Source organism: Amycolatopsis ponsaeliensis, from assembly GCF_030182635.1.
Classification (GTDB): Bacteria; Actinomycetota; Actinomycetes; order Mycobacteriales; family Pseudonocardiaceae; genus Amycolatopsis; species Amycolatopsis ponsaeliensis.
Window position 1 is genome coordinate 1 of the sequence record NZ_JAPZLD010000084.1, and the last position, 21,593, is coordinate 21,593.

18 protein-coding genes and 1 tRNA gene are annotated in these 21,593 nt (G+C 70.6%); 13 read left to right on the forward strand and 6 right to left on the reverse strand.

The genetic code is table 11. The annotated features are described in order from the left end of the window. Nucleotides 1-127: 127 nt before the first annotated feature. On the reverse strand, nucleotides 128-1,291 hold the full coding sequence (locus QQ657_RS54035; RefSeq protein WP_284750288.1) for a macrolide family glycosyltransferase: 1,164 nt from the start codon (nucleotides 1,289-1,291) through the stop codon (nucleotides 128-130). An 87-nt stretch (nucleotides 1,292-1,378) separates the two neighbouring features. Here QQ657_RS54035 and QQ657_RS54040 point away from each other — a divergent pair, with 87 nt between their 5' ends. Next, nucleotides 1,379-2,509 (forward strand): acyl-CoA dehydrogenase family protein, encoded by a 1,131-nt coding sequence (locus tag QQ657_RS54040; RefSeq protein ID WP_284750289.1) that lies wholly within the window; start codon nucleotides 1,379-1,381, stop codon nucleotides 2,507-2,509. After that, nucleotides 2,506-3,945 carry an AMP-binding protein gene (locus tag QQ657_RS54045; RefSeq protein ID WP_284750290.1) on the forward strand — a complete coding sequence of 480 codons (1,440 nt, stop codon included), beginning with the start codon at nucleotides 2,506-2,508 and terminating at the stop codon, nucleotides 3,943-3,945. Before QQ657_RS54040 ends, QQ657_RS54045 begins: the two co-directional genes overlap by 4 nt. Nucleotides 3,946-4,254: 309 nt before the next feature. Here QQ657_RS54045 and QQ657_RS54050 read toward each other — a convergent pair whose 3' ends face one another. After that, nucleotides 4,255-5,010 carry a class I SAM-dependent methyltransferase gene (locus tag QQ657_RS54050; protein ID WP_284750291.1) on the reverse strand — a complete coding sequence of 252 codons (756 nt, stop codon included), beginning with the start codon at nucleotides 5,008-5,010 and terminating at the stop codon, nucleotides 4,255-4,257. Next, the gene (locus QQ657_RS54055) at nucleotides 4,995-6,593 is read right to left on the reverse strand and encodes a beta-N-acetylhexosaminidase (RefSeq protein WP_284750292.1); all 1,599 of its coding nucleotides are present in this window, start codon (nucleotides 6,591-6,593) and stop codon (nucleotides 4,995-4,997) included. The genes QQ657_RS54050 and QQ657_RS54055 overlap by 16 nt, the downstream gene beginning before the upstream one ends. A 314-nt stretch (nucleotides 6,594-6,907) precedes the next feature. Between QQ657_RS54055 and QQ657_RS54060 the strand changes: the two genes are divergently transcribed. Next, complete coding sequence (locus QQ657_RS54060; protein ID WP_284750293.1) at nucleotides 6,908-7,570, forward strand: GOLPH3/VPS74 family protein; 663 nt, start codon at nucleotides 6,908-6,910, stop codon at nucleotides 7,568-7,570. A gap of 74 nt (nucleotides 7,571-7,644) precedes the next feature. On the opposite strand, the gene QQ657_RS54065 is transcribed toward QQ657_RS54060, so the two are convergent. Beyond that, nucleotides 7,645-8,706: an LLM class flavin-dependent oxidoreductase gene (locus QQ657_RS54065; protein ID WP_284750294.1), complete on the reverse strand. Its 1,062-nt coding sequence runs from the start codon at nucleotides 8,704-8,706 to the stop codon at nucleotides 7,645-7,647. Nucleotides 8,707-8,942: 236 nt separating this feature from the next. Here QQ657_RS54065 and QQ657_RS54070 point away from each other — a divergent pair, with 236 nt between their 5' ends. The 9 genes from QQ657_RS54070 to QQ657_RS54110 all read left to right on the forward strand — a co-directional run bounded on the left by QQ657_RS54070 (nucleotide 8,943) and on the right by QQ657_RS54110 (nucleotide 17,165). Continuing rightward, on the forward strand, nucleotides 8,943-9,908 hold the full coding sequence (locus QQ657_RS54070; RefSeq protein ID WP_284750295.1) for a hypothetical protein: 966 nt from the start codon (nucleotides 8,943-8,945) through the stop codon (nucleotides 9,906-9,908). Between the two features lie 14 nt (nucleotides 9,909-9,922). Next, nucleotides 9,923-11,002, forward strand: a complete 1,080-nt coding sequence (locus QQ657_RS54075; RefSeq protein WP_284750296.1) for a hypothetical protein — start codon at nucleotides 9,923-9,925, stop codon at nucleotides 11,000-11,002. Beyond that, nucleotides 11,002-12,096, forward strand: coding sequence for an NAD(P)/FAD-dependent oxidoreductase (locus QQ657_RS54080; RefSeq protein WP_284750297.1), 1,095 nt, complete (start codon nucleotides 11,002-11,004; stop codon nucleotides 12,094-12,096). The genes QQ657_RS54075 and QQ657_RS54080 overlap by 1 nt, the downstream gene beginning before the upstream one ends. A 54-nt stretch (nucleotides 12,097-12,150) precedes the next feature. Further along, nucleotides 12,151-12,229, forward strand: a tRNA-Trp gene (locus tag QQ657_RS54085). A gap of 75 nt (nucleotides 12,230-12,304) precedes the next feature. Continuing rightward, nucleotides 12,305-13,174, forward strand: a complete 870-nt coding sequence (locus QQ657_RS54090; protein ID WP_284750298.1) for an alpha/beta fold hydrolase — start codon at nucleotides 12,305-12,307, stop codon at nucleotides 13,172-13,174. A gap of 20 nt (nucleotides 13,175-13,194) precedes the next feature. Beyond that, nucleotides 13,195-14,061 (forward strand): VOC family protein, encoded by an 867-nt coding sequence (locus tag QQ657_RS54095; RefSeq protein WP_284750299.1) that lies wholly within the window; start codon nucleotides 13,195-13,197, stop codon nucleotides 14,059-14,061. Beyond that, on the forward strand, nucleotides 14,058-15,419 hold the full coding sequence (locus QQ657_RS54100) for a M20 family metallopeptidase (RefSeq protein WP_284750300.1): 1,362 nt from the start codon (nucleotides 14,058-14,060) through the stop codon (nucleotides 15,417-15,419). Before QQ657_RS54095 ends, QQ657_RS54100 begins: the two co-directional genes overlap by 4 nt. After that, nucleotides 15,419-16,585 carry a Rieske 2Fe-2S domain-containing protein gene (locus QQ657_RS54105; RefSeq protein ID WP_284750301.1) on the forward strand — a complete coding sequence of 389 codons (1,167 nt, stop codon included), beginning with the start codon at nucleotides 15,419-15,421 and terminating at the stop codon, nucleotides 16,583-16,585. Before QQ657_RS54100 ends, QQ657_RS54105 begins: the two co-directional genes overlap by 1 nt. After that, entirely contained in the window at nucleotides 16,578-17,165 is a 588-nt protein-coding gene (locus QQ657_RS54110; protein ID WP_284750302.1) for a UbiX family flavin prenyltransferase, read from the forward strand. The genes QQ657_RS54105 and QQ657_RS54110 overlap by 8 nt, the downstream gene beginning before the upstream one ends. A 57-nt stretch (nucleotides 17,166-17,222) precedes the next feature. On the opposite strand, the gene QQ657_RS54115 is transcribed toward QQ657_RS54110, so the two are convergent. Continuing rightward, entirely contained in the window at nucleotides 17,223-18,446 is a 1,224-nt protein-coding gene (locus tag QQ657_RS54115) for an HNH endonuclease signature motif containing protein (protein WP_284750303.1), read from the reverse strand. Between the two features lie 118 nt (nucleotides 18,447-18,564). Continuing rightward, nucleotides 18,565-19,992 carry a UbiD family decarboxylase gene (locus tag QQ657_RS54120; RefSeq protein WP_284750304.1) on the reverse strand — a complete coding sequence of 476 codons (1,428 nt, stop codon included), beginning with the start codon at nucleotides 19,990-19,992 and terminating at the stop codon, nucleotides 18,565-18,567. A gap of 190 nt (nucleotides 19,993-20,182) precedes the next feature. Here QQ657_RS54120 and aceA point away from each other — a divergent pair, with 190 nt between their 5' ends. Then, on the forward strand, nucleotides 20,183-21,478 hold the full coding sequence (gene aceA, locus QQ657_RS54125) for an isocitrate lyase (RefSeq protein ID WP_284750305.1): 1,296 nt from the start codon (nucleotides 20,183-20,185) through the stop codon (nucleotides 21,476-21,478). Nucleotides 21,479-21,593: the final 115 nt, after the last annotated feature.

Consider the following 21,593-nt stretch of genomic DNA (forward strand, 5'->3'; position numbering starts at 1 on the left):
CCGCCTGAGAGCACCACCCGGCAACAACCGGCAGCGCTCCGCTCGCCGGGGGCTACGCCCTGCCCTGGTCACCTCGATTCACATACCAACACTGTTTCCCACTCACGACCTTTTTGCTGCGCCGGGGTCAGAGGGCGAGGATGCGGTCGGCGGCCGTGACAGCGCCGCCGCCTTCGTGCGTGTGGTCCCGCATGGCCCGCATGCGTGCGCCGATGCTCTCGTCCGCCGCCACCGCCAGGACCGCGTCGCGGATCGCTTCCGGGGTCAGCTCTTCGCGGGGCAGCCGGCGGCCGAGGCCCAGCTCCACCACCCGCTCGGTGTTGACCTCCTGCTCGCCGTGCATCGGCACCAGGACGAGCGGCGTCCCGCAGTAGAACGCCTCCATCACGCTCCCCATGCCCGCCGACGTCACGAACGCCGACGCGTGCCGCAGCACCGCCGGGTGCGGAACCCACTGGCGCGCCTCGACATTCGGCGGCAACGGCCCCAGTGACGCCGGATCCACTCCGCCGCCCAGGGTCATCACCAGGTTCCACGGCAGGTCCGCGAACGCGCGGGCGCACTGACGGAAGAAGTCCGGCTGGTCGTTGAACGCCGACGTGCCCAGGGACACCAGCAACACCGGGTTCCCGTTCGCCGGCGGCTCCCAGCCGGTCAGCGGCCGCTGCGGGCCGAAGCACGGGCCCGTGAACGTATGCCGCGCGTCGAACGTCTCGCCCGCGTACTGGAAGTCGCGGGGGATCAGGACCAGCTTGTGGTCGCGGCCGTCGTCGAGGAACTGCTCCGCGGTCCGGCCGGGAGCCTCGGCCGCCAGCAGGGCCGTGAGATCGGCGAGGAAGTCGTAGGGCTCGTCGTCTACTGTGGACTCCGACGGGAAACGGGCCACGTGCGCCGGCAGGGAATAGTGCTCGTTGGAAGCGAAACACGCCGACAGCTGGACCGTCGGGCACGCGACGTCGTGGGCGAGCACGCGGCCCGCGATCCACATGGTCGAGTCGAACGCGAGCACGTCGGGCGGGTCGTCGGACAGGAGCTTCCGCACCGGCGCCAGCGGATCGAGGCAGCTGGACGCGCCGGTCAGCGCGGCGGCCAGGCGGTGCGAACCCGGGTCGTCGGCCGGCTCGTCGTAGCGGAGAGGCCGGGCGCCGGTCGCCGCGATCCGGTCGGCGAAGGCGCTTCCCGTCGCCACGGTGACCCGGTGGCCGCGCCGGACCAGCTCGCCGAGGACGTCGAGCACGGGCGTCACGTGTCCGTAACCGGGCAGGGTGCAGAGCACGACGTGTCGGGTCACACCAGTCATGCTCGCACCGCGTATTCAGGGTTTTCGCTAGACGTCCCGACGCTAGCCTCGGGCGCGAACCCTGGTGGAGGTGGGCGGATGGAGTTCGGCTGGACCGAAGACCAGCGGCAGCGCTACGACCGGACACTGGCCGACACGCGGGCGGCCTTCCCGGCCGCGCCCGAGTACGTGTTCAGCCGCGAGAAGTGGGCCCTGCTGGGCAAGTTCGGCGTCCTTGGCGCCAGCGTGCCCGCGGACCACGGCGGCGGCGGGCTCACCGCCCTCGAAACGGCGCGGGTGTTCGAGGCCGCCGGGCGCGGCTGCCCGGACACCGGCCTCGTCTTCGGCGCGGCCGCGCACCTGTTCGCCTGCACGATGCCGATCGTGGACTTCGCCCCCGAGGCACTGCGCGCCCGGCTCCTGCCCGGCCTCGCCGCCGGCGACCTGATCGCGGGCAACGCGATGACCGAGCCCGAAGCGGGTTCCGACGTCGGCGCGCTGCGGACCACGGCCACCGCGGTCGAGGGCGGGTTCGTGCTCGACGGCGTCAAGAGCTTCGTCAGCAACGGTCCGGTGGCCGACGTCCTGGTCACCTACGCGGTCACCGACCCGGCGGCCGGCCACTGGGGCATCACCGCCTTCGCGCTCGACGCCCACTCGCCGGGAATCGTTTTCGGCGAGCCGTTCGGCAAGCTCGGCATGGAAGGCTGCGTGGCCTCCGAGGTCACCTTCACCGAGTGTTTCGTGCCCGCGGACGCCGTCCTCGGCGAACCGGGCCAGGGCTCGGCGATCTTCCAGCACTCGATGGGCTGGGAGCGGGCCTGCCTGTTCGCGCTGTACCTGGGCGTGCAGGACCGGCTGATCGAGCGCTGCCTGGAGCACGTACGCGGCCGCCGCCAGTTCGGCAAGCGGCTCGCGGAGTTCCAGTCGGTGTCCAACCGGATCGTGGAGATGAAGCTGCGGGCCGAAAGCGCCCGCCTGCTGCTGTACCGGGCCTGCTGGGCACTGGACCAGGGCGAGGACGCGACGTTGTTCGCGGCGCTGTCGAAGCTTGCGGTGTCCGAGGCGGCGGTGGCGAGCGCGACCGACGCCGTGCAGCTGTTCGGCAGCCGCGGCTACCTGCGTGAGCAGGGGATCGAAGCCGCGTTGCGGGACGCGATCGGCGGCACGATCTTCTCCGGCGCGTCCGACGTGCAGCGGCAGCTGGTCGCGATGGAACTGGGGATGTGAGCACGGTGGAACTTCTGCACCAGCTGGTTCTCGCCGCGAAGGAGCGCACGCCGGATGCCCCGGCGGTGCACTCCGGCGGGACCACTGCGACCTACCGCGAACTCGACGAGCTGGCCGACCGGCAGGCCGCCGGGCTGCACGCGGCCGGTGTCCGCCGCGGCGACCGGGTGCTGATCTGGGCGGAGAAGAGCGTCGAGGTGGTGGCGCTGATGCAGGCGTCGCTGCGGCTGGGTGCGGTCTACGTGCCGGTCGCGCCGTCGAACCCCGTCTCGCGGGTGCGGCTCATCGCCGAGAGCTGCACGCCCGCGCTGGTGGTAGCCGACGAGGCCGGGCTTTCGGCCGACTGGGGTGCGAACCCACCGCCGCTGAGCTCGTTCGCCGCACTGTCCACAAGCGACAGTGCGCCCCCGCTCGAGCACGTCGGCCCGGACGAGCCCGCCTACATCCTCTACACGTCCGGCTCGACGGGCGCGCCGAAGGGTGTCCTGATCAGCAACCGCAACGCGCTCGCTTTCGTGGCGTGGGCCGCGGCGGAAACCGGGCTGCGCGCGGGGGACCGGCTGGCCAACCACGCGCCGTTCAACTTCGACCTGTCGGTGTTCGACCTCTACGGCGCGTTCTTCGCCGGGGCGTCGGTGGACCTGGCCGGTTCGGACCTGTCGTACTCGCCCGCCGAGCTGACGGACTTCCTGCACGGCCGCGGGATCAGCGTCTGGTATTCGGTGCCGTCGGCGCTGCTGCTGATGATGCGCCACGGCGGCCTGCTCGACCGGCCGGCGCCGGCTTCGCTGCGGGTCTGCGTGTTCGCCGGGGAGCCGTTCCCGATCGCCGGGGTGCAGACGCTGCGCCGCGCGTGGCCGGACGTCCGGCTGTTCAACTGGTACGGGCCGACCGAGACGAACGTCGTGACCAGCTACGAAGTGACGTCGGCGGACCTCGCGCGGACCGGTGGCCTGCCGATCGGGCGGGCGTGTTCGGGAGCGACGTTGACGGTGTCGCCGGACGGCGAGATCGTCGTCGACGGCCCGACCGTCATGCTCGGCTACTGGGGAAGGGCGCCGCAGCTGGGCGGCTACCACACCGGCGACGTCGGCCGGTACGACGCGGCGGGCGAGCTGGAGTACGCCGGCCGGCGCGACGCGATGGTCAAGATCCGCGGCCACCGCATCGAGCTGGGCGAGATCGAGACGGCACTGGCCCGCCACCCGGCGGTGGCCGAGGTGGCGGTGCTCGTCGCGGGCGCGGGCATCGACGCCCGCCTGCGCGCGGTGATCGTCCCGCGCCCGGGCGAGCGCGTGACGCTGCTGGGGATGAAGGCCCACTGCGCGGCCCACCTGCCGAAGTACATGATCGTGGACGACGTGAGCCTGGTCGCCGAGCTGCCCCGCACGGCGAACGGCAAGACTGACCGCGCCGCTTTGGCCGCCGCGCACTGACTTTCCCGCCCCGACCGGGAAACGAAAGGGGGCGGTCCCGAATTCGGGACCGCCCCCTCTTTGCGTGTCTTGAATGAGTCATTCAGGTCTTGGGAGGTCCTGAATGACTCATTCAAGACGTTTGCCCGGGCACCACGCCCGTCGAGCGGCGCCCGGGGTGGCCTGGTCGGGTGACTTTGCCGGAGCCCTCCCGGCCGGGGAGGTAAACGAGTCGTTCACGACAGCCGGGCTCGTCGAGGCCGACCCCGGACGAGCGGAAGGGGACCTTCCACGGCGCTGGGAAGGCCCCCTTGCCGCCGCTCCGGAACTTCAGGAGCGCCGGGCGATGACGTAGTGGGTCGGCAGGTTCAGGCCCGAGCCGTCGGCCAGGGTTTCCGTCGTGCGCAGCAGGAGTTCGCCGCCGTCGAGGATGGTGAAGCCGCCCACCTCGTAGACCGTCTCCAGTTCCGCCTCACCCGCCGCCGGCTGGAGGCCGATGCCGAAGTAGATCGACACCCGCTCCAGCTTGGGCAGGTCGTTGGCCGGGTCCGCGATCAGCTGCTGCATGTACGTGTAGCTCGCCGGCGTCAGCTCCTGGTTGAACACGCACCCGCGGTCCCCGGCCAGCACGGCCAGGTTCCGCGCGCACGCCACCCGCTTCTCGACCGGCAGCTGGTGGATCACGCCGGACAGGTAGATGTTCACGTCGCCGTACCGCTCGCGGAACGCCGCCACCGCCGCGTCGTCGAGCACGTCGAGCAGCTCGTACGCGACGTTGCTCCCGCCGTTCTCCACCCGCGCCCGGTTCAGCGCGGCTTCCGCGATGTCGACGCCGACGACCCGGTCGTAGAGCCCGGCCAGGTACTTCGTCTGGGTCCCGTTGCCGCAGCCCAGGTCGACCAGCGGGAGTGCCGGGTCGAAGTGCGCCTTGAACAGCTCGGCGTGCGCGGCCGCGCCGTCGGCGGGCTCGCAGTCCCAGAAGGCCGCGCCCGTCCGGTCCGGGAGGTCCGTCCAGTAGGCCTCCCAGACCTGCCCGTCCTTGTTCGCCATCGTCGGCTTCTCCCGCCGGGTCAGTTCTTCGGCCACGGGATTTCCGGGGCCGCGTAGTACTTCACGCCGAGAGCCGTCCAGCGCGGGCCCTGCGCGGCCAGCCGCGACGAGAACGACGTCCAGTCGTGGCTCGCCTGCGCCGACCAGCCGATCTCGGCGATCGCCGGCAGCCGGGGGAAGGCCAGGTAGCGGACGTCGTCGAGGCTGCGCACGGTGTCCGTCCACAAGGGAGCTTCGACGCCGTCGATGTTCGAGGCCAGCGCGCCGGGCACCACCGCGGTCGGATCCCAGCTGTACGCGGCCTGGACGCTGATGTCGCCCGCCCACTCCAGGCCGATGTCGGCCGGGACGCCGGGGGCGTACTTCATGTCGAGGTAGGTGTAGACGCACGGCGCCATGATCAGCTTCGCGCCCTTTTGGCTGGCTTCGCCGACCTCGTTCTGGGTGCCGTCGTAGATCCAGAACTCGCCGGTCGCGCCCTTCGGCGGGGTCGCGGTGAGCATCTCGGCCCAGCCCAGCAGCTTCTTGCCGAACTTGGCCACCATCGGGGCGATCTTCGCCATGAACGCCGTGTACTGCGCGTCGTCGAGGTCCTGGATCTCGTCGCCGCCGACGTCGAGGTAGCCGCCCGGGGTCAGGGCCGCGAGCTGGCCGAGCACGTCGCTGATGAACTTGTACGTGATCGGCTTGCCGACGCACAGGTCCGACCGCGGCGCGGGGGTGAGACCGGTGTAGACCGGCCCGGCGACGCCGTCGCAGTTGAGCTCGGCGTACGACGACAGCGCCGCGCCGAAGTGCGAGGGCATGTCGATCTCCGGCACGACCGTGATGTGCCGGCTCTGCGCGAAGGCGACGATGTCGCGGTACTGGGCCTGGGTGTAGAAACCGCCCGCTCCACCGCCGGAGCCGGTGCTCGCGCCCTTGGCGGTCAGGTTGGGCCAGCCGGTGATCTGCAGCCGCCAGCCCTGGTCGTCGGTGAGGTGCAGGTGCAGGTTGTTGACCTTGTACAGTGCGATGTCGTCGATGTACTTCTTCACGTCGGACACCGGCAGGAAGTGCCGCGCCACGTCGAGCATCGCGCCGCGGTAGGGGTAGCGCGGGTAGTCGAGGATGTGGCCGCCGGGCACCGTGAGCGTCCCGCTGAGCGAGGCGGGCAGGAGCTGACGCAGCGTCTGCACGCCGTTGAACAGACCGGCGGGCTTCTCGGCCCGGATGGTCACCCCGGACGCCGTGCTGTCGAGCGTGTAGCCCTCGGCCCCGACGCGGGGGTCGGCGCCGCCGAGCAGCAGCGAGATCCCGGGCAGCGCCTTCGGGACGCCGGGGAGGGCGGGAGCGGCGATCACCGGGACCCGGAACCGGGTCGCCGGGCGGAGCAGCCCGGCGAGGTAGTCGCCGACCTGGCGCGCGTCGGTGCCACCGGAGGTGAACACCACCGTCGCCGGGTTGAGCAGGTAGCGGACGGCCGGGTCCGGCGTCACCGACACCGGGGCCGGCACGACCTGCTGGAGGGTGGGTGCGGCCGGAACCGCCTGCGGTGCGGCGCCGGCGGGCACCGCGGGGGCGAGCAGGCCGAGGAGGGAGAGGAACAGCACCCCACGCCTGACACTTCGAGCGGTCATGAGCCGTCCATTGCGGATAGTGGTGTCGAAAAGACTGGCCCCTTTCTCTTAACGGCCTGGTGGGGCGCGAGTCCACCCGATCGGGCGACGTCTGGGGAGACTGCTAAGCCCCGTTACTCCGCACGCCGGAACAACTAAGGTTGTGAGCCGACAACCTTCCGTCACCGACTGTCAACCTTTGGCCGTTTTTGCCGGGCATGAGTTCCGCCAAGATCGGGTAATACGCCTAGGAACGCGTCCGCCAGGGGGAGAACCCGGCCGGACGCGGGGATCCCGGCTGTACCGACGAACGACTCAGAAACGGGTGACCGAAGATGACCGAGACGCCGACCGCCGTCCACTACCGCGCCTACCTGCTGGCCTACGACCTGGAGAAGGAAGATCTCTACGACCGCACCCGCACGGCGTTCCTGACCCGCGCCGGCGTGCTGACGGAGCTGGCGCTGCGCGGCAACATCGCCGACGAGGACGGCGACGCCGTCCTGGTCAAGTCGGACCCGACCGGCGACCCGGTGCTCGACCGGCTGCTGGCGCAGATCGGCAACGAGAAGCGCAGCTGGAAGTCGTGGCTACGGCACGACTACAAGGAGACCCTCGACGCGATCGAGGAGCAGCTGGTGGAGCAGAAGCTGCTGACGGTCCAGGAGAAGAAGGTCCTGGGCGTCGTGCCGAAGACCCACGTGACGGCCACCGACCCGGCCCTGGCCAAGGCGCTGCAGGAGCACGCGGTCGAGGTCCTGCACGGTTCGACCCCGGCCGCCCAGGTCGGCGCGGACGACGCGGCACTGGTCGCGCTCGCCGCCGCCGGGACGGTGCCGAGCGTCGTGACGCGCAAGGAGAGCAAGGGCGAGTACAAGGACCGCATCGAGGAGCTGACGGATCGCGTCGGCGAGGTGGCCCCGGGCCTGGAGAAGGCCCTGCGCGGCATCCGGCTGACGATGATCGCGGCCCAGGGTGGGCTCGGCTTCAGCGGCTGACCCTTTGCTACGACGGAAGGACCCGGTGGCTGCCCAGCCGCCGGGTCCTTCCGCTTCTTCACCCCTGGGAGGGGTCACCCGAGGGCGGGCATCACCTTGTCCGCGAACAGGTTCAGCGTGCGCGACATCGTCTCCAGCGACTGGCCGCCGAAGTCGAGGTTCCAGAGGATCACGTCCGGGCCCAGCACGTCGCGGACCTCCTCGATGCGGCCCAGCACCGTGTCCGGCGAGCCGACGACCGCCTTGGCCTCCAGGCCGTCGGTCTCCAGGTCGAAGCTGGCCATCTGGCGCGCCATCGCCGTGTAGCCCTCGTACGCCGGGGACTCGACGTTGTGCCAGGACAGGATCGCTTCCTTGAAGGCGTTGAACGACTTCAGCATGAACGGCACCGCCAGGTCACGGGCCTCTTCGTCGGTGTCGGCGATCAGCAGCGGGATGCTCACCGCGAACTTCGGCTTGCGGCCCGAGTCGCCGTGCTCCTCCATGAACGCGTTGCGGTACAGCTCGACGTACTCGCGCTTGCGGCCCATCTCGTTCAGCTGAGTCGAGCTGATCAGCAGGTTGAAGCCCTTGCGGCCGGTCCAGTCGAAGCTCGCCGGGGTCGCCAGCGCGGCCACCCACACCGGCGGGCCGGGCTGCTGCACCGGTGCCGGCAGCGAGTTCGCCTTCTCGTACTTGAAGAACGGCGTGTCCTCGGTGACGTCCTTCTCGTTCCACAGCCGCACGACCGCCTCGATCGTGGCGAGGAACCGCTCGCGGCTGGTGTCCATGTCGACGCCGAACGCCTCGAACTCGTACGGCAGGAACGCCCGCGCGAACCCTACGTCCAGGCGGCCGCCGCTCATCACGTCGACCTGCGCGGCGTGCGCGGCGATCTGGATCGGGTGGTGGAACGAGGCCTGGATGCCGCCGGTCATCAGGCGGATCGACTGGGTGCGCGCGGCCACGGCCGACAGGAACGCCAGCGGGCTGGGGGAATATCCGCCGTAGGAGCGCAGGTAGTGCTCGGTCATCTTGACGTAGTTCAGGCCGAGCTGATCGGCGAGCACACTGACCTGCAGCACATCCTGGAAGTACTGCGAGGCGGTCGTGGTCTCCGGGTCGCAGTCCGGCAACAGCGAGACGCCATACTCCACGTTCTGATACCTCCGGCGAATAGGGTGACGAGCCTGGATGGGCCGGCTGCCAGCTTTTTCCCACTCACGTCGCCCGCGATAGCCGCCCTACCAGGCCAACCCTGGGGGAACTCTTAAGGAGTCCCGCACCCGGAGCTGAGGTTTTGCCTAGAGACCCCATGCTAGCCCGGTTCCGCGCGTAAGGGGATGCGTAGCGTCGCGGCAGCCGCTTCGCAACCGTTCGTCAGGAGAATTCGGTGACTCTGGGATATCTGTTCGGCGCGAACATCTCCGATCCCGACCCTGAGCACGGCGCGAAGCTCTACGAGGCGTACCCGGCCATGCGCCGCTCCTACGAGCAGGTGCGCGACTGGACCGGTATCGAACCGCGAGCCCTGCTGCGCGGCGAGTTCGAGCCCCGGGGCGACCACGACCGCTTCAGCCTCGCCGGCATCCGGCTGGCCGCGCTGGCGTTCGGCATCCACGACGTGCTCGCCGAGTCCGACATCCACCCGGGCGTCGCCGGCGGCATCAGCCTCGGCGGCCTGATCGCGAGCTCCGTCGCGGGCGCGGTGGACCGGCGCACCCTGTTCGACCTGCTGGTGCGCGAGGCCAAGACGCCGCTGCCCGACCCGGCGCCCCCGGCGCAGGGCGCGGCCATCGCCTTCCTCCCGGTGACCGAGGACCCGACGTTCTACTACGGCGATCGGCGACCCGGGGTGTACCTCGGCGGCGACTTCGGCGTGCTCGAGAACGGCACCGCCCGGCTGCTCATGCTCAGCGGCACCGCCGAGGCCCTCGACAAGCTCGTCGCGCAGAGCCCGCCCGGCATGATCAGCGTCATCGACGGCCAGCCGTTCGCCGTGCACTCCCCGCTGCGCCAGTACGCGACCGACTTCATGGCGCCGAGCGTCGCGGCGATGGCGGTGACGGACCCGCGCAGCCCGGTGTGCTCGTTCCTCGAGGAACGCGCGCTGACGACCGCGGCCGAGGTCCGGGACCTGTTCCAGCGCAACAAGACCACCACGATGAGCCTGCCGCACGTGTGCGCCGGGATGAAGAGCCAGGGCGTCCGGCTCGCCTTCGTCCTCGGCCCGACACTGCCCGCCGGGGTGCTCGACTTCCCCTTCCCCGTCGTGCGCATCACCGAGCCCCACCACGTCACCGAGGCCATGACCGCGATTTACGACTACGCCGTCGACCTCGTCGCCCCCGGCGTCTGAAGCAAGGAGAAACCGTGAGCACCCGCACGCACGAACGTGCCAGCCTGACCGACCACTGGTTGTCCCTCGACCTCGACGCCTGGACGCGGCACGTGGTGCGACGGCACTTCAACCCGGAACTCGGCAGCCCGTACTGGCTGAAGCGCGCGACCGAGCTGTCGTTCGACCCGATGGACATCACCCGGTACGACCAGCTCGCCGAGTTCGGCCCGTTCCCGCCCGGCGACCTGCGCGGCATGGACCCCGGCGACCTGGTGCCGCGCACCGTGCCGCGGCCGCTGATCGGCCGCGTCTGGGAGTCCGGCGGCACGACCGGCGACCCCGTGCGCGTGTTCTACACCGAAGACATGATGACCCACCGCGTCGAATGGCGGCGCTGGTCGTACCTCTTCGACGGCTACCAGGCCGGCCGCACCTGGCTGCAGGCGACGCCGAGCGGGCCGCACCAGATCGGCAACGGCGCGATCGAGCTCTCCGAGCAGCTGGCCGGGCTCGTGTACGGCATCGACATGGACCCGCGGTGGATCAAGCAGCTCATCCGCGCCGGCAAGATGAAGGAACTGGGCGAGTACACCGAGCACGTGCTCGGCCAGATCGTCGACTGCCTGCGCTCGCAGCACGTCCACTACCTCAACACGACCCCGGCGCTGCTGCAGAAGCTGATCGCGCGGCACCCGGAGCTGGTCGCGGCGCTCGACGGCGTCCGTCTCGGCGGCACGCACATGAGCCCCCAGATGTACCAGGACTTCGTCAAAGCGCTCGACGGCGGGCTCGTGCGGTCGGGCTACGGCAACACCTTCGGCAACGCGGTGAGCCTGCACCCGCAGGACGGCGGCGCGATCCTCCCGTACGCGCCGACGTACCCGCAGGTGACGATGTCCGTGGTGGACCCGGAGGACTTCCGGAAGACCGTCGACAAGGGACAGTCGGGCCAGCTGAAGCTGACCGTGCTGCACGAAGACCTCTTCCTGCCCAACCTGATGGAGCGCGACGAGGCGACCCGCTTCGACACCAAGGGCGAATGGCCGGTGGACGGCGTGTACAACGTGCGCCCGCTGCAGGTGAGCCAGGCCGCGCCGGAAGGTCTCTACTGATGGCGCCGAAGGTGGTCGTCGTCGGCGCCGGGGTCATCGGCGCTTCGGTGGCCTATCACCTGGCCCGGCGCGGCGCCCGCGTGCACTGCGTCGACCGCGCGGACCGGCCCGCCTCGGGCACCACGGAGATCGGGTTCGCCACCGCGACGGCGTACCGGCGTTTCCCCAAGTCGTACTTCGAGCTGAACCAGGCCGGCATCGCCGAGCACGCGGCCCTGGCCGGCGAGTTCGCGCCCGCGTCGTGGTGGCACCGCACCGGCACGGTCGCGTGGACCGACGACGAGTCGTTCGCCGGCTACCTCGCCCAGCTCGACGAGTGGGGCTGCCCGGTCGACCGGTACGCGGGCGCGGAAGCGGCCGACACCCTCGGTTCGTCGGTGGTCTTTCCCACCACGGGCACGGTCGCCGTGCTGCCCGCCGAGGGCTGGATCGACGCGGTCGCGTTCACCCGGCACCTGATCGACGAGGCGGTTTCCCTCGGCGCCACACTGGAACTGAACGCCGAGGTGACCTCGGTGTCGAGCGACGGCGTCGGGCTCGCGGACGGCCGCCGGATCGAGGCGGACGTCGTCGTCAACGCCGCCGGATCGGCCGCGGACGAGATCGGCGCGCTGGCCGGCGCCCGCCCGTTCCTCGGCCCGCCGCGGCGCAGCCTGATCGCGCACCTGCTCGTCGACGGCGACCCCCTCGAGTACATCCTGCGCGCGCCCGAGGTCAGCATCCGGCCCGACGGCCCCGGCCGCGTGGTCCTGCGCTCGGACCGCGTCGACCGCGGGCTGCCGCCGCGCTCGGGGACACCTGACCCGGAGTACGTGAAGGACCTGCTGGACCGGGCGGCGAAGGTGGTGCCGCTACTGGGCACCGCGACCGTCCGGACGGCCGAGGTCGTGGACGCGCGCTGCGCCCGTGACGAGCTGCCCAGCGTCGGCCCGCTGTCGGCGGTGCCGGGCTACTACGAGGCCGTCGCGAGCGCGGGGGTCACCCTCGGGCCGCTGTTCGGCCGGGCGCTGGCCGGCCGGATCGTCGACGGCGTGGGCGACGAGCTCGTCGACGTCTTCACCCCGGACCGTTTCGGCGGAGCGGAGACAAGCTAGCAAGTTCCCCAAAAAATTCGCCGCATAATGATCTCGCACCGGGAAGCGGTGCGAAGGGGTGTAGCTCTTAACTGGCCAGAGCAGCGGTTTCCAACACCGACGGTTGCAGGTTCGAGTCCTGCCGCCCCTGCCACGAACTCAGCGCCACCGGTCCAGGCCGGGCCCGTGCCACCGATCCCCGCCCGCCGAACCGTTGGGAGTGCCCGAGGTGACCATCTGGACCGAGCTGCTCGGCAGCCAGACCCACGTCCTCGGCGAAAAGCACCGGACCCGCGTCATCGAGGCCGGGGACGGCGAGGCCCTGGTGCTGCTGCACGGCGTCGGCGGGCACGCCGAGGCCTACGCGCGCAACGTGAACCGGCTCGGCCGGCACTACCGCACGATGGCGATGGACCTGCTGTGGCACGGCTACTCCGCCAAGCCCGAGTTCACCCACGACGCCGTCGGCACCTACGTCGAGCAGGTGCTCGACCTGCTGGACTCCCAGGGCATCGAGCGCGCGCACCTCGAGGGCGAGTCGCTCGGCGGCTGGGTCGCGCTGACGCTGGCGCTGGAGCACCCCGACCGCGTCGGGAAGCTCGTGCTCAACACCACCGCCGGCATCAAGTGGGCGCCGGGCTCGGTGAACGAGCGGCCCGCCGAAGGGCGGGAAGCCCTGCGCGCCCGCTCGCTCGCCGCCATCGAGAACCCGACCCCCGAGACCATCCGCACCCGGCTGGAATGGCTGATGGCCACCCCCGACCGCGTCACCGACGAGCTGGTCGAGGTCCGCCGCCGGATCTACGCGGAACCGGCGGGCAACGCCGCGCTGCGCACGGTGTTCGAGAACTCCTTCGGGTTCGGCTCCGGGCCGAACCGGAGAATCTCCGAAGACCGGCTGGCGACGGTGAGCGTGCCGACGCTGGTGCTGTGGTCGGACCACAACCCCGGCAGCGGGCCCGACGTGGGCCGCAAGATCGCGAAACTCATCCCGGGCGCGGCGTTCCACTGCGTCGCCGACGCCGCGCACTGGCCGCAGTGGGAGCAACCCGAGGAGCACGACCGCGTGGTCCTCGACTTCCTGGGCCGTGCGGAGTGACCAGCAGGAGGACGAATCCCATGCGCATCCGCAGTCTCGCCTACGTCGGGCTGTCCACCACGGAGGTCACGGCCTGGGAGACGTTCGCCGCGGACGTCCTGGGCCTGCCCGGCCAGTGGGTCGACGACGGGCGCCTGCTGCTGCGCATGGACGAGCGGGCCTACCGCTTCGACGTGCGCCACGGCGAGCGTGAAGCGCTGTCCTGGCTGGGCTGGGAGGTGGCGAGCGCCGCCGACCTCGCCGCGCTCGAACACGAGCTGGCCGCGGCCGGCGTCGCGGTGACCCGGGCTACCCCCGCCGAGTGCGCCGACCGGCGCGTCGCGGGCATGGCCTGGCTCGAGGACCCGTCCGGGCTGCGCCACGAGCTGTTCTACGGGCAGGAGGCCGACTTCCGGCCGCTGCGCCTCACCCGGACGCTGGCCGGCTACCGGACCGGCGAGCACGGGATGGGCCACGCCGTCGTCGGCGTCACGAACTACGCCGAAACGCTGGCGTTCCTGGTGGACACGCTCGGCTTCGGCGTCAGCGACACGTTCAAGGGCTTCATCGCCTTCTTGCACTGCAACCCGCGTCACCACTCGATCGCGCTGGTGGAGACCGACGAGCCCGGCCTGCGGCACATCATGCTGGAGACGACGACGCTCGACGACGTCGGCTCGACCATCGACATCGCGTTCGAGCGCCGCATCGTGACCCGCACGCTGGGCAGGCACACCAACGACCGGGCCGTGTCGTTCTACCTCGAAACCCCGTCGGGCTGGGAGATCGAGTACGGCTGGGACGGCCTGGACGTGGACACCGCCGACTGGTCGACGCGGCAGCTGGCCGGGCCGACGAGCCTGTGGGGGCACCACCACGTGGCCGGCACCGAGATCAAGACCTCATGACCCCCGATCCGATCGACCCGGACATCACGCAGCTGTCCGGCTGGCAGCGGGAGTGGGTCAAGGCCGCCCGCGCCGCGGTCGACGAGGAAGAGCTGGCCCTGCTGTGCCAGGCGGCCACCGACATCCCCAGCCCGACCGGGTGCGAGCGCGAGCTGGCCGAGTACTTCCGCGACGTGATGACCTCGGCCGGGATCGACAGCCGCGTGCAGGCGATCGACGAACGCCAGGCCAACCTCGTCACCCGCGTCGGCACCGGCCGCACGGGCGCGCAGCTGCTCCTGCTCGCGCCGCTCGACACCGCGTTCGCGCCGGGACCGGAAGACGCGCCGTGGCTCGGCGAACGGCCTCGCGACGACTTCACGCTGCCCGCGCAGCGCTACGGCGACAAGGTCGTCGGGCTCGGCGCGGAGAACCCCAAGGCGTTCGCCAGCTGCGCGCTGGCCGCCGCGCTCGCCGTGCACCGCTCCGGCGTGCCGCTGGACGGGCAGCTGGTGGTCGCGCTCGTCGGCGGTAGCATGCCGGTGCTGGCCGGCGAGCTGTCCTCGCGGCGCAACTCGGGCATGGGCGTCGGCACCCAGTTCCTGCTGGACCACGGCCAGTGCTCCTCCGACCTCGCGATCGTGCTCAAGCCGGGCTACTCGGTGGTGCACGAGGAGGTCGGGTTCGTGATCTTCCGCGTCGTGGTGCGCGGTTCGGTCGGCTACACCGGCAGCCGGCACAAGGGGCACTACAACAACGCGATCCTCGCCGGTGCCCGGCTGATCGGGCGGCTGGAGAGCTGGTTCGCCGAGTACACCGAGCGCAACTCCTCGGGCCAGGTGGCGCCGCAGGGCGCGGTCACCGCGATCCGGGCCGGCGACGGGACCAAGCCGGCGTTCAACCCGGCGACCTGCGAGTTCTGGGTCGACCTGCGGATCAACCCGCGGACCACGGTCAACGACGTGGCCGGCCAGTTCGAGGCGATCGTCGCCGAACTGCGGGCGTCGGAGCCGGCCGTCCGGATCGAGGTCGAGCTGGTGGCGGGCCAAGCAGGGTCGGCCACGCCGGCCGACAGCCCGGTCGTCACCCGGCTCGTGCGGGCCTGGGAAGAAGTCGAAGGCCGGCCGCACGTGCCGGGCAAGCCGGGCAGCGGGCTGTCCGACGGCGGCGTGCTGCGCCGGCACGGCATCCCGACGGCGCGGATCGGCCTGCCGATGGCCGCCGAACCCGGGCCCTTCGAAGGGTTTTCCATGGGGGTCGCGGACCTGCCCGCCATGCGCCGGCTGGTCGACCTGCTGGTCGGTGTCGTGGTGGACGTGACCACCCGGCAGCGCGCCGAACTGTGCGAGCCTCCCGCGAGCAGCCGAGGAGACAACTGATGACCGACGTCATCCCCCCAGTCGACGACGAGCAGGTCCGCCCGGCGCGGCGGCAGGCGACGGTCGGCGGCCCCGGCCGCCGGGACTGGTCGACCTGGCCGCGCTACGAGAAGGCGGCGCTCGGCTTCCGCGAGTACTGGTACCCGGTGGCGTGGTCGCGCAAGATCGGCAAGAAGCCCCGGGCGATCCAGGTGCTCGGCGAGAAGATCATGCTGATCCGCGACGGCGGCGAGGTCCGCGCGCTGCACGACCGGTGCCCGCACCGCGGGGTCCCGCTGAGCCACAAGATGTCGTCGCAGGAGTTCCCCGGCACGTGGAGCTGCTGCTACCACGGCTGGACGTTCGACCTGGAGACCGGCGTGCTGGTCGCGGCGATCACCGACGGCCCGGAGTCGCCGATCTGCGGCAAGGTCACCGTACGCACGTACCCGGTCGAGGAGGCCCGCGGCCTGGTCTGGGTGTGGCTGGGCGACGGCCCGGCCCGCCCGTTCGCCGACGACGTCCCGGAGGAGCTGCTCGACCCGGACGCGGTCGTCGTCGGCCGCATCACCGTGCGCGACGGCAACTGGCGCTTCGGCGCGGAGAACGGCTTCGACGACGGACACGCGAAATGGCTGCACCGCAACGCGTTGTGGACCAAGCGGGTCAAGATGCCGGTGTGGAGCGAGATGAAGGTGATCCGCGACGGGCCGTGGATCACCCGCCGCAAGGACAAGATGCACTACAGCGCCTCGTTCCCCGGCCTGGGCGACTTCCCGAAGAAGAGTTGGTACCGCCGGCGCGAGGGCAACAAGACCAAGGTGTCGCTGCGGCTGCCGGGCACGCTTCGGGTGAAGTACGCGGAGTGGTCGCACTTCGAGTGGTGGGTCGCCGCGACCGCGGAGAACCACACGTACGTCCAGCTCGCCGTGATGAACCAGGGCAAGTGGCGCAACCGCAAATTTTGGCTCTACTACTGGACATGGGCCCGCTGGGTGTTCCACGGCATGTTCAACGACGAGGACCGGCTGATGGTGGAGGTCACCGACGCCCCGCCCGAGCGCCTGTACCGCCCCGACGTCTCGCTGACCGAGTGGCGGCGGATGGTCGAGGAGGAGGCCCGGCGCGGCCCGGTCGAGGAAGTCAAGGAGAAGCAGGCCGAGCGGAGGCAGGCGAAGCATGACTGAGCCTTTCCGGCTGGTGGTCGGGATGTCCGGCTCCAGCGGGGCGATCTACGGGATCCGCCTGCTGGAGATCCTGAAGGGCATGCCCGAGGTCGAGACGCACCTGGTGGTGACCCCGGCGGCGCGCCAGACGATCGCCTTCGAGACAGACTGGAAGCCATCGGACGTCTCGTCGCTTGCGGATTTCACTTATCGGCCGGGCGACATCGCGGCGCCGATTTCCAGTGGGTCGTTCCCGATCGACGCGATGATCGTGCTGCCGTGCTCGGTGCGTTCGCTCGGGGCCATTGCCTGGTCGCAGAACGACAGCCTTCTGGTGCGGGCGGCCGACGTGACGTTGAAGGAGCGGCGGAAGCTCGTGGTCGCGTTGCGCGAGACGCCGTTGCACTTGGGACATTTGCGTGCGATGACGCAGGTGACCGAGATGGGGGGGATCCTGGCGCCGCTGATGCCGGCGTTCTACGGACGCCCGAAGTCGCTGGGCGACTTGGTGGACCACCAGGTCGGCCGGCTGTGCGACCTGCTGGGGATCAAGCCGCCGGACGAGCTGGTCGAGCGCTGGCACGGCCCGGCTTCCCACTAGCCTGCCGCGCGAGCCGCTTCGCCGCCGGAGGCAGCGAGTGCGTTTGGTGCCGGCATGTCAGGCGGCTTGTCGTTGTGGTGGGTCGTGGGCGGTGTTGCGCAGGGGTTGTCGCTGCGGGTCGAGCCACGCGGGCGGGATCCAGTAGACGACCCCGTGGTGCAGTTCGAGGTCCCAGCCACCGTGGTGGATCAGCCGGTGACACTGTTCGCAGACGAGGGCGAGGTCGTTGACGTTGGTTTCGCCGCCCTGTGCGGCCCAGAACACCAGGTGGTGTGGTGTCGTCCACTTCGGACCCCGTGGGCAGCCGGGCCGGGTGCAGCCCCGGTCCCGGATCGCCAGTGCCCGCCGCTGCGCCGGAGACGCGGTCCGTGCCGAGCGGCCCAGGTCCAGTACTCGGCCTTCGCCACCGAGCACTGCCGGGTAGATCTTCGCATCGCACAAGAGCCGCCGCAGCTGGGACACGGTCAGCGTCTCGCCGCCGTCCAGGGTGACGAGGCCGGCTTCGCGCAGCAGATCCGCGTACGGGATGGTCACGGTGGCGACCGCGCGTTCCCCGGCCCGGACCGGCAGGTCATCGGCTCGCGTCGCCAAGTCGAATATCGCCGCGACGGCGTCACCCTGACGCTCCGCGGTGGTGCGGGGGTCGGGGTTCCCGTGCTCGTCCGCCGGGTCCGGCTTGGCCAGTGGTACGAACAGGTCTTCGGCGAGGTGCCCGGTTTCCGGGTCGAATTCGCCGGAGAACTTCATCCGTCCGTCGCGGGTCCAGGTGTAGCGGAACTCCCGCCGTGGCCGCGCGAGGTCATCTTCACGGTCTTCTGGGTTTGCGCTGTCGAGGTCCCAGTAGTCGACGATGCGCTGCCCGGCCTTGCGCACGGTGGCGGGGGTCGCCTGCCGCGCCAGCTCCACCAAGGTCTCCTCATGCGCCGCCACCTGCTCGGGGTGCACCGTGGGCGGGGCCTTGGCGAGGGTCTTCACGATCTCGGCCGCATGCTCCGCGCCGATCTCTCCCGCCGCCAATGCCGCCCGCACGACAAGCAGCTCCGCGGCGGCGATCGCCACCCTGGCCCGGGCGTCTTCCCACGAGATCCGCTGCGTCCCCACCAGAAACGCCGCGGTGTCCCGAGCCCCGTTCGACGGGCCGAGGCCCCGCCGGTCGGCTTCGGCCACCAGGTCCAGGTGCTGCGCGTACGCGGCACGCATGGTCTTCTCGGACGCACAGATCGCCGCGGCCAGCTCCCCATCGGAAAGCTGCCACGCTGCGGTCTGCCCGGGCTCGGTCATACCTCCACCCTACGCGAACACCTGTTCGAACATCATCACTCGATCAGGCAGTCTGCAGTGGGCTTCAAACCGTGGTGGAAGATCGCCCCCACCGGCGGTGGACCGGTGAGGGCGACCTTCAGTCCAGATAGGACGCCAGCGCGTCCCCGTCTTCCAGCAGTCCGCGGTGGTCCACCCGCTCCACCACTTCCGGCGGTACCCGGCACGACGGCGGGAACACCGCCGGCGGCACCGGCTTCGTGCAGTCGAAGATCAGTTTCGTCTCCATCGGGCCCTTCTCCTCCCGGTTGTGCCCGTAGGTCACCGGGTTGAGCTGGCCGCCGAGGAAGCCCGGCATGATCGTCAGGTCGCGGTCGGCCTGGAAGCGCGTCGCCAGGCACCACAGCGTCTCGACCTCGTTGAACACGTCCACGTCGTCGTCCACCACGAACACGTGCTTCAGCAACGGATCCACCGCCAGGGCAGCGCACGCCGCGAGCTTCGGCTCGCCTTCCACGCGCTTGCTCATCGACAGGTACAGGTGCGACCGCGCCATGCCCGACAGCGGGAGGTGGACGCCGGTCACCGTGGGCACCGCTTCCTTGACCCGGCGGTAGATGCTGCCCATCCGGGGGAGCCCGCCCAGCATGCTGTGCTCGGTGTGCGCGTTGAACACGTCGACGAAGATGGGCTTGCGGCGCATGGTGATCGCGGTGATCTTCACGTACGGTTGCGGGCCGGTGCGGGTGTAGAACCGCGGGTACTCGCCGAACGGGCCTTCGACGGCCGTCGCCTCGGGGTCGGTGTCGATCACGCCCTCGATCACGATCTCCGCGCGGGCGGGCACCTCGAGGTCGACCGTCTTGCAGGGCACCATCTCCAGCGGTTCGCCGAGCAGGCCGCCCACGACGTCGAGCTCGCCGCCGATGCCCTCCAGTTTGGACACCGCGCCCATCAGCAGCGCCGGGTGGTGGCCGATGACCAGCGCCACCTCCATCGGCTTCTTCTGCTCCCGCAGCTTGCGCAGCACGTAAGCCGTGTGGTGGGCCGGGTTGACCTGGATGCCCACCTGGTCGCGGCCCTGCTGCTGGTGGCGGAAGATACCGGCGTTGATCTTGCCGCTGTCCGGGTCGCGGCAGATGGTCACGGCCGAGGTGATGTACTTGCCCGCGTCCAGCTCCTGGTGCTTGAGCAAGGGCAGCAGGCCGACGTCGATGTCGTCGCCGGTGAGCACGACCTCCTGCACAGGCGCGGTGTCCACCGTGACCGGCTTGATCCCGGACCCCTCGCGCAGTGCGTATTCGGGCACCATCGAGTGCACGTCCGAGCCGATGCTGCGCGCGAGCCGCTCGTAGGTGCCGTGCAGGTTGATCAGCAGCGGGATCTCGGAACCGCCGACGTTCTCGAACAGCACGGCGGGGAACCCGGGGTAGGCCGGGTCGTCCTCCATCTTGTCGACGAGGGCGGTCACCTCGAACTCGGGATCGACGTGCTTGCGCACGACCTTCACCTGGTCCGGCGTCGCCGAGTTCAGCTCGGCCAGGAATGTCCGCAGATCCTTCGCCATCAAACGCCTTCCGTTCGCAAGGTGGCTCGCGAACCGAGTATCGGCCCCGGTCGGGAGGCCGGAGGAGCCGCCGTGGCAAGAACTAGGGGAATGCTTCGTCCTGACTCCCGGGTGGCGCTCGGCAGGGGTTTCGGGGTGCTAAATGGTCTCGTCCCCGAAGCCGCGCGTCGTCGTACGTCAGGAGAACGACATGACCGTCACCGCAGCGCCGCCCCGCGAAGCCGCGGCGGCCGAACTGGCCCGGTCCTGGGCCGAGGACCCCCGATGGCGTGGCGTCCGCCGGGACTACACCGCCGAGGACGTCCTGCGGCTGCGCGGCAGCGTGACCGAAGAGCACACGCTCGCCCGGCTGGGCGCGGAGCGGCTCTGGAACCTCCTGCACACCGAAGACTACGTCCACTCGCTGGGCGCGCTGACCGGCAACCAGGCCGTCCAGCAGGTGCGCGCCGGCCTCAAGGCCATCTACCTGTCCGGCTGGCAGGTCGCCGCCGACGCCAACCTCTCCGGGCACACCTACCCGGACCAGAGCCTCTACCCGGCCAACTCCGTCCCGCAGGTCGTGCGCCGGATCAACAACGCGCTGCTGCGCGCCGACCAGATCAGCTGGGCCGAGGACGAGCAGGGCGCCCCGCACTGGCTGGCGCCGATCGTCGCGGACGCCGAAGCCGGCTTCGGCGGCGTGCTCAACGCCTTCGAGCTGATGAAGGGCATGATCGCCGGTGGCGCCGCCGGCGTGCACTGGGAAGACCAGCTGGCCGCGGAGAAGAAGTGCGGCCACCTCGGCGGCAAGGTGCTCATCCCGACCTCCCAGCACGTCCGCACGCTGCAGGCCGCGCGCCTGGCCGCCGACGTCTGCGACGTCCCCAGCCTCGTCATCGCCCGCACCGACGCCCAGGCCGCGAACCTCATCACCAGCGACGTCGACGACCGCGACAAGCCGTTCCTGACCGGCGAGCGCACCCCCGAGGGCTACCACCGCGTGCGCGGCGGCATCGAGCCCTGCGTCGCCCGCGGCCTCGCCTACGCGCCGTACGCCGACCTGCTGTGGATGGAGACGTCCAAGCCGGACCTCGAGGTCGCGCGCCAGTTCGCCGAGGCCATCAAGGCCGAGTACCCCGACCAGCTGCTGGCCTACAACTGCTCGCCGTCGTTCAACTGGAAGCAACACCTCGACGACGCGACGATCGCGAAGTTCCAGCGCGAGCTGGGGCACATGGGCTACAAGTTCCAGTTCATCACCCTCGCCGGGTTCCACGCGCTGAACCATTCGATGTTCGCCCTGGCGCGCGACTACGCCGACGAAGGCATGACGGCCTACGTCGAGCTCCAGGAACGCGAGTTCGCCGCCGAGGCCGCCGGCTACACCGCGACGCGCCACCAGCGCGAGGTCGGCACCGGTTACTTCGATCTGGTCAGCACGGTCGTCAACCCGTCCAGCAACACCGTCGCGCTGATGGACTCCACGGAGAAGTCGCAATTCTACTGAGCAGGCACCCGCGCCAATTCTGAGGGTTTCCCCAGACGGCCTCGTGCTAGAAACAAATCGACGACACATCAGTCACGCGAAAAACGGAATTCAGGACGGTTGCCCATGCGCATGC

Bases quoted from the DNA above. Each gene is read 5' to 3' on its own strand.
- QQ657_RS54040 (WP_284750289.1), top strand. From the start codon at position 1,379: ATGGAGTTCGGCTGGACCGAAGACCAGCGGCAGCGCTACGACCGGACA.
- QQ657_RS54055 (WP_284750292.1), bottom strand. From the start codon at position 6,593: ATGACCGCTCGAAGTGTCAGGCGTGGGGTGCTGTTCCTCTCCCTCCTC.
- QQ657_RS54060 (WP_284750293.1), top strand. From the start codon at position 6,908: ATGACCGAGACGCCGACCGCCGTCCACTACCGCGCCTACCTGCTGGCC.
- QQ657_RS54080 (WP_284750297.1), top strand. From the start codon at position 11,002: ATGGCGCCGAAGGTGGTCGTCGTCGGCGCCGGGGTCATCGGCGCTTCG.
- QQ657_RS54095 (WP_284750299.1), top strand. From the start codon at position 13,195: ATGCGCATCCGCAGTCTCGCCTACGTCGGGCTGTCCACCACGGAGGTC.
- QQ657_RS54100 (WP_284750300.1), top strand. From the start codon at position 14,058: ATGACCCCCGATCCGATCGACCCGGACATCACGCAGCTGTCCGGCTGG.
- QQ657_RS54105 (WP_284750301.1), top strand. From the start codon at position 15,419: ATGACCGACGTCATCCCCCCAGTCGACGACGAGCAGGTCCGCCCGGCG.
- QQ657_RS54110 (WP_284750302.1), top strand. From the start codon at position 16,578: ATGACTGAGCCTTTCCGGCTGGTGGTCGGGATGTCCGGCTCCAGCGGG.
- QQ657_RS54115 (WP_284750303.1), bottom strand. From the start codon at position 18,446: ATGACCGAGCCCGGGCAGACCGCAGCGTGGCAGCTTTCCGATGGGGAG.
- QQ657_RS54120 (WP_284750304.1), bottom strand. From the start codon at position 19,992: ATGGCGAAGGATCTGCGGACATTCCTGGCCGAGCTGAACTCGGCGACG.
- aceA (WP_284750305.1), top strand. From the start codon at position 20,183: ATGACCGTCACCGCAGCGCCGCCCCGCGAAGCCGCGGCGGCCGAACTG.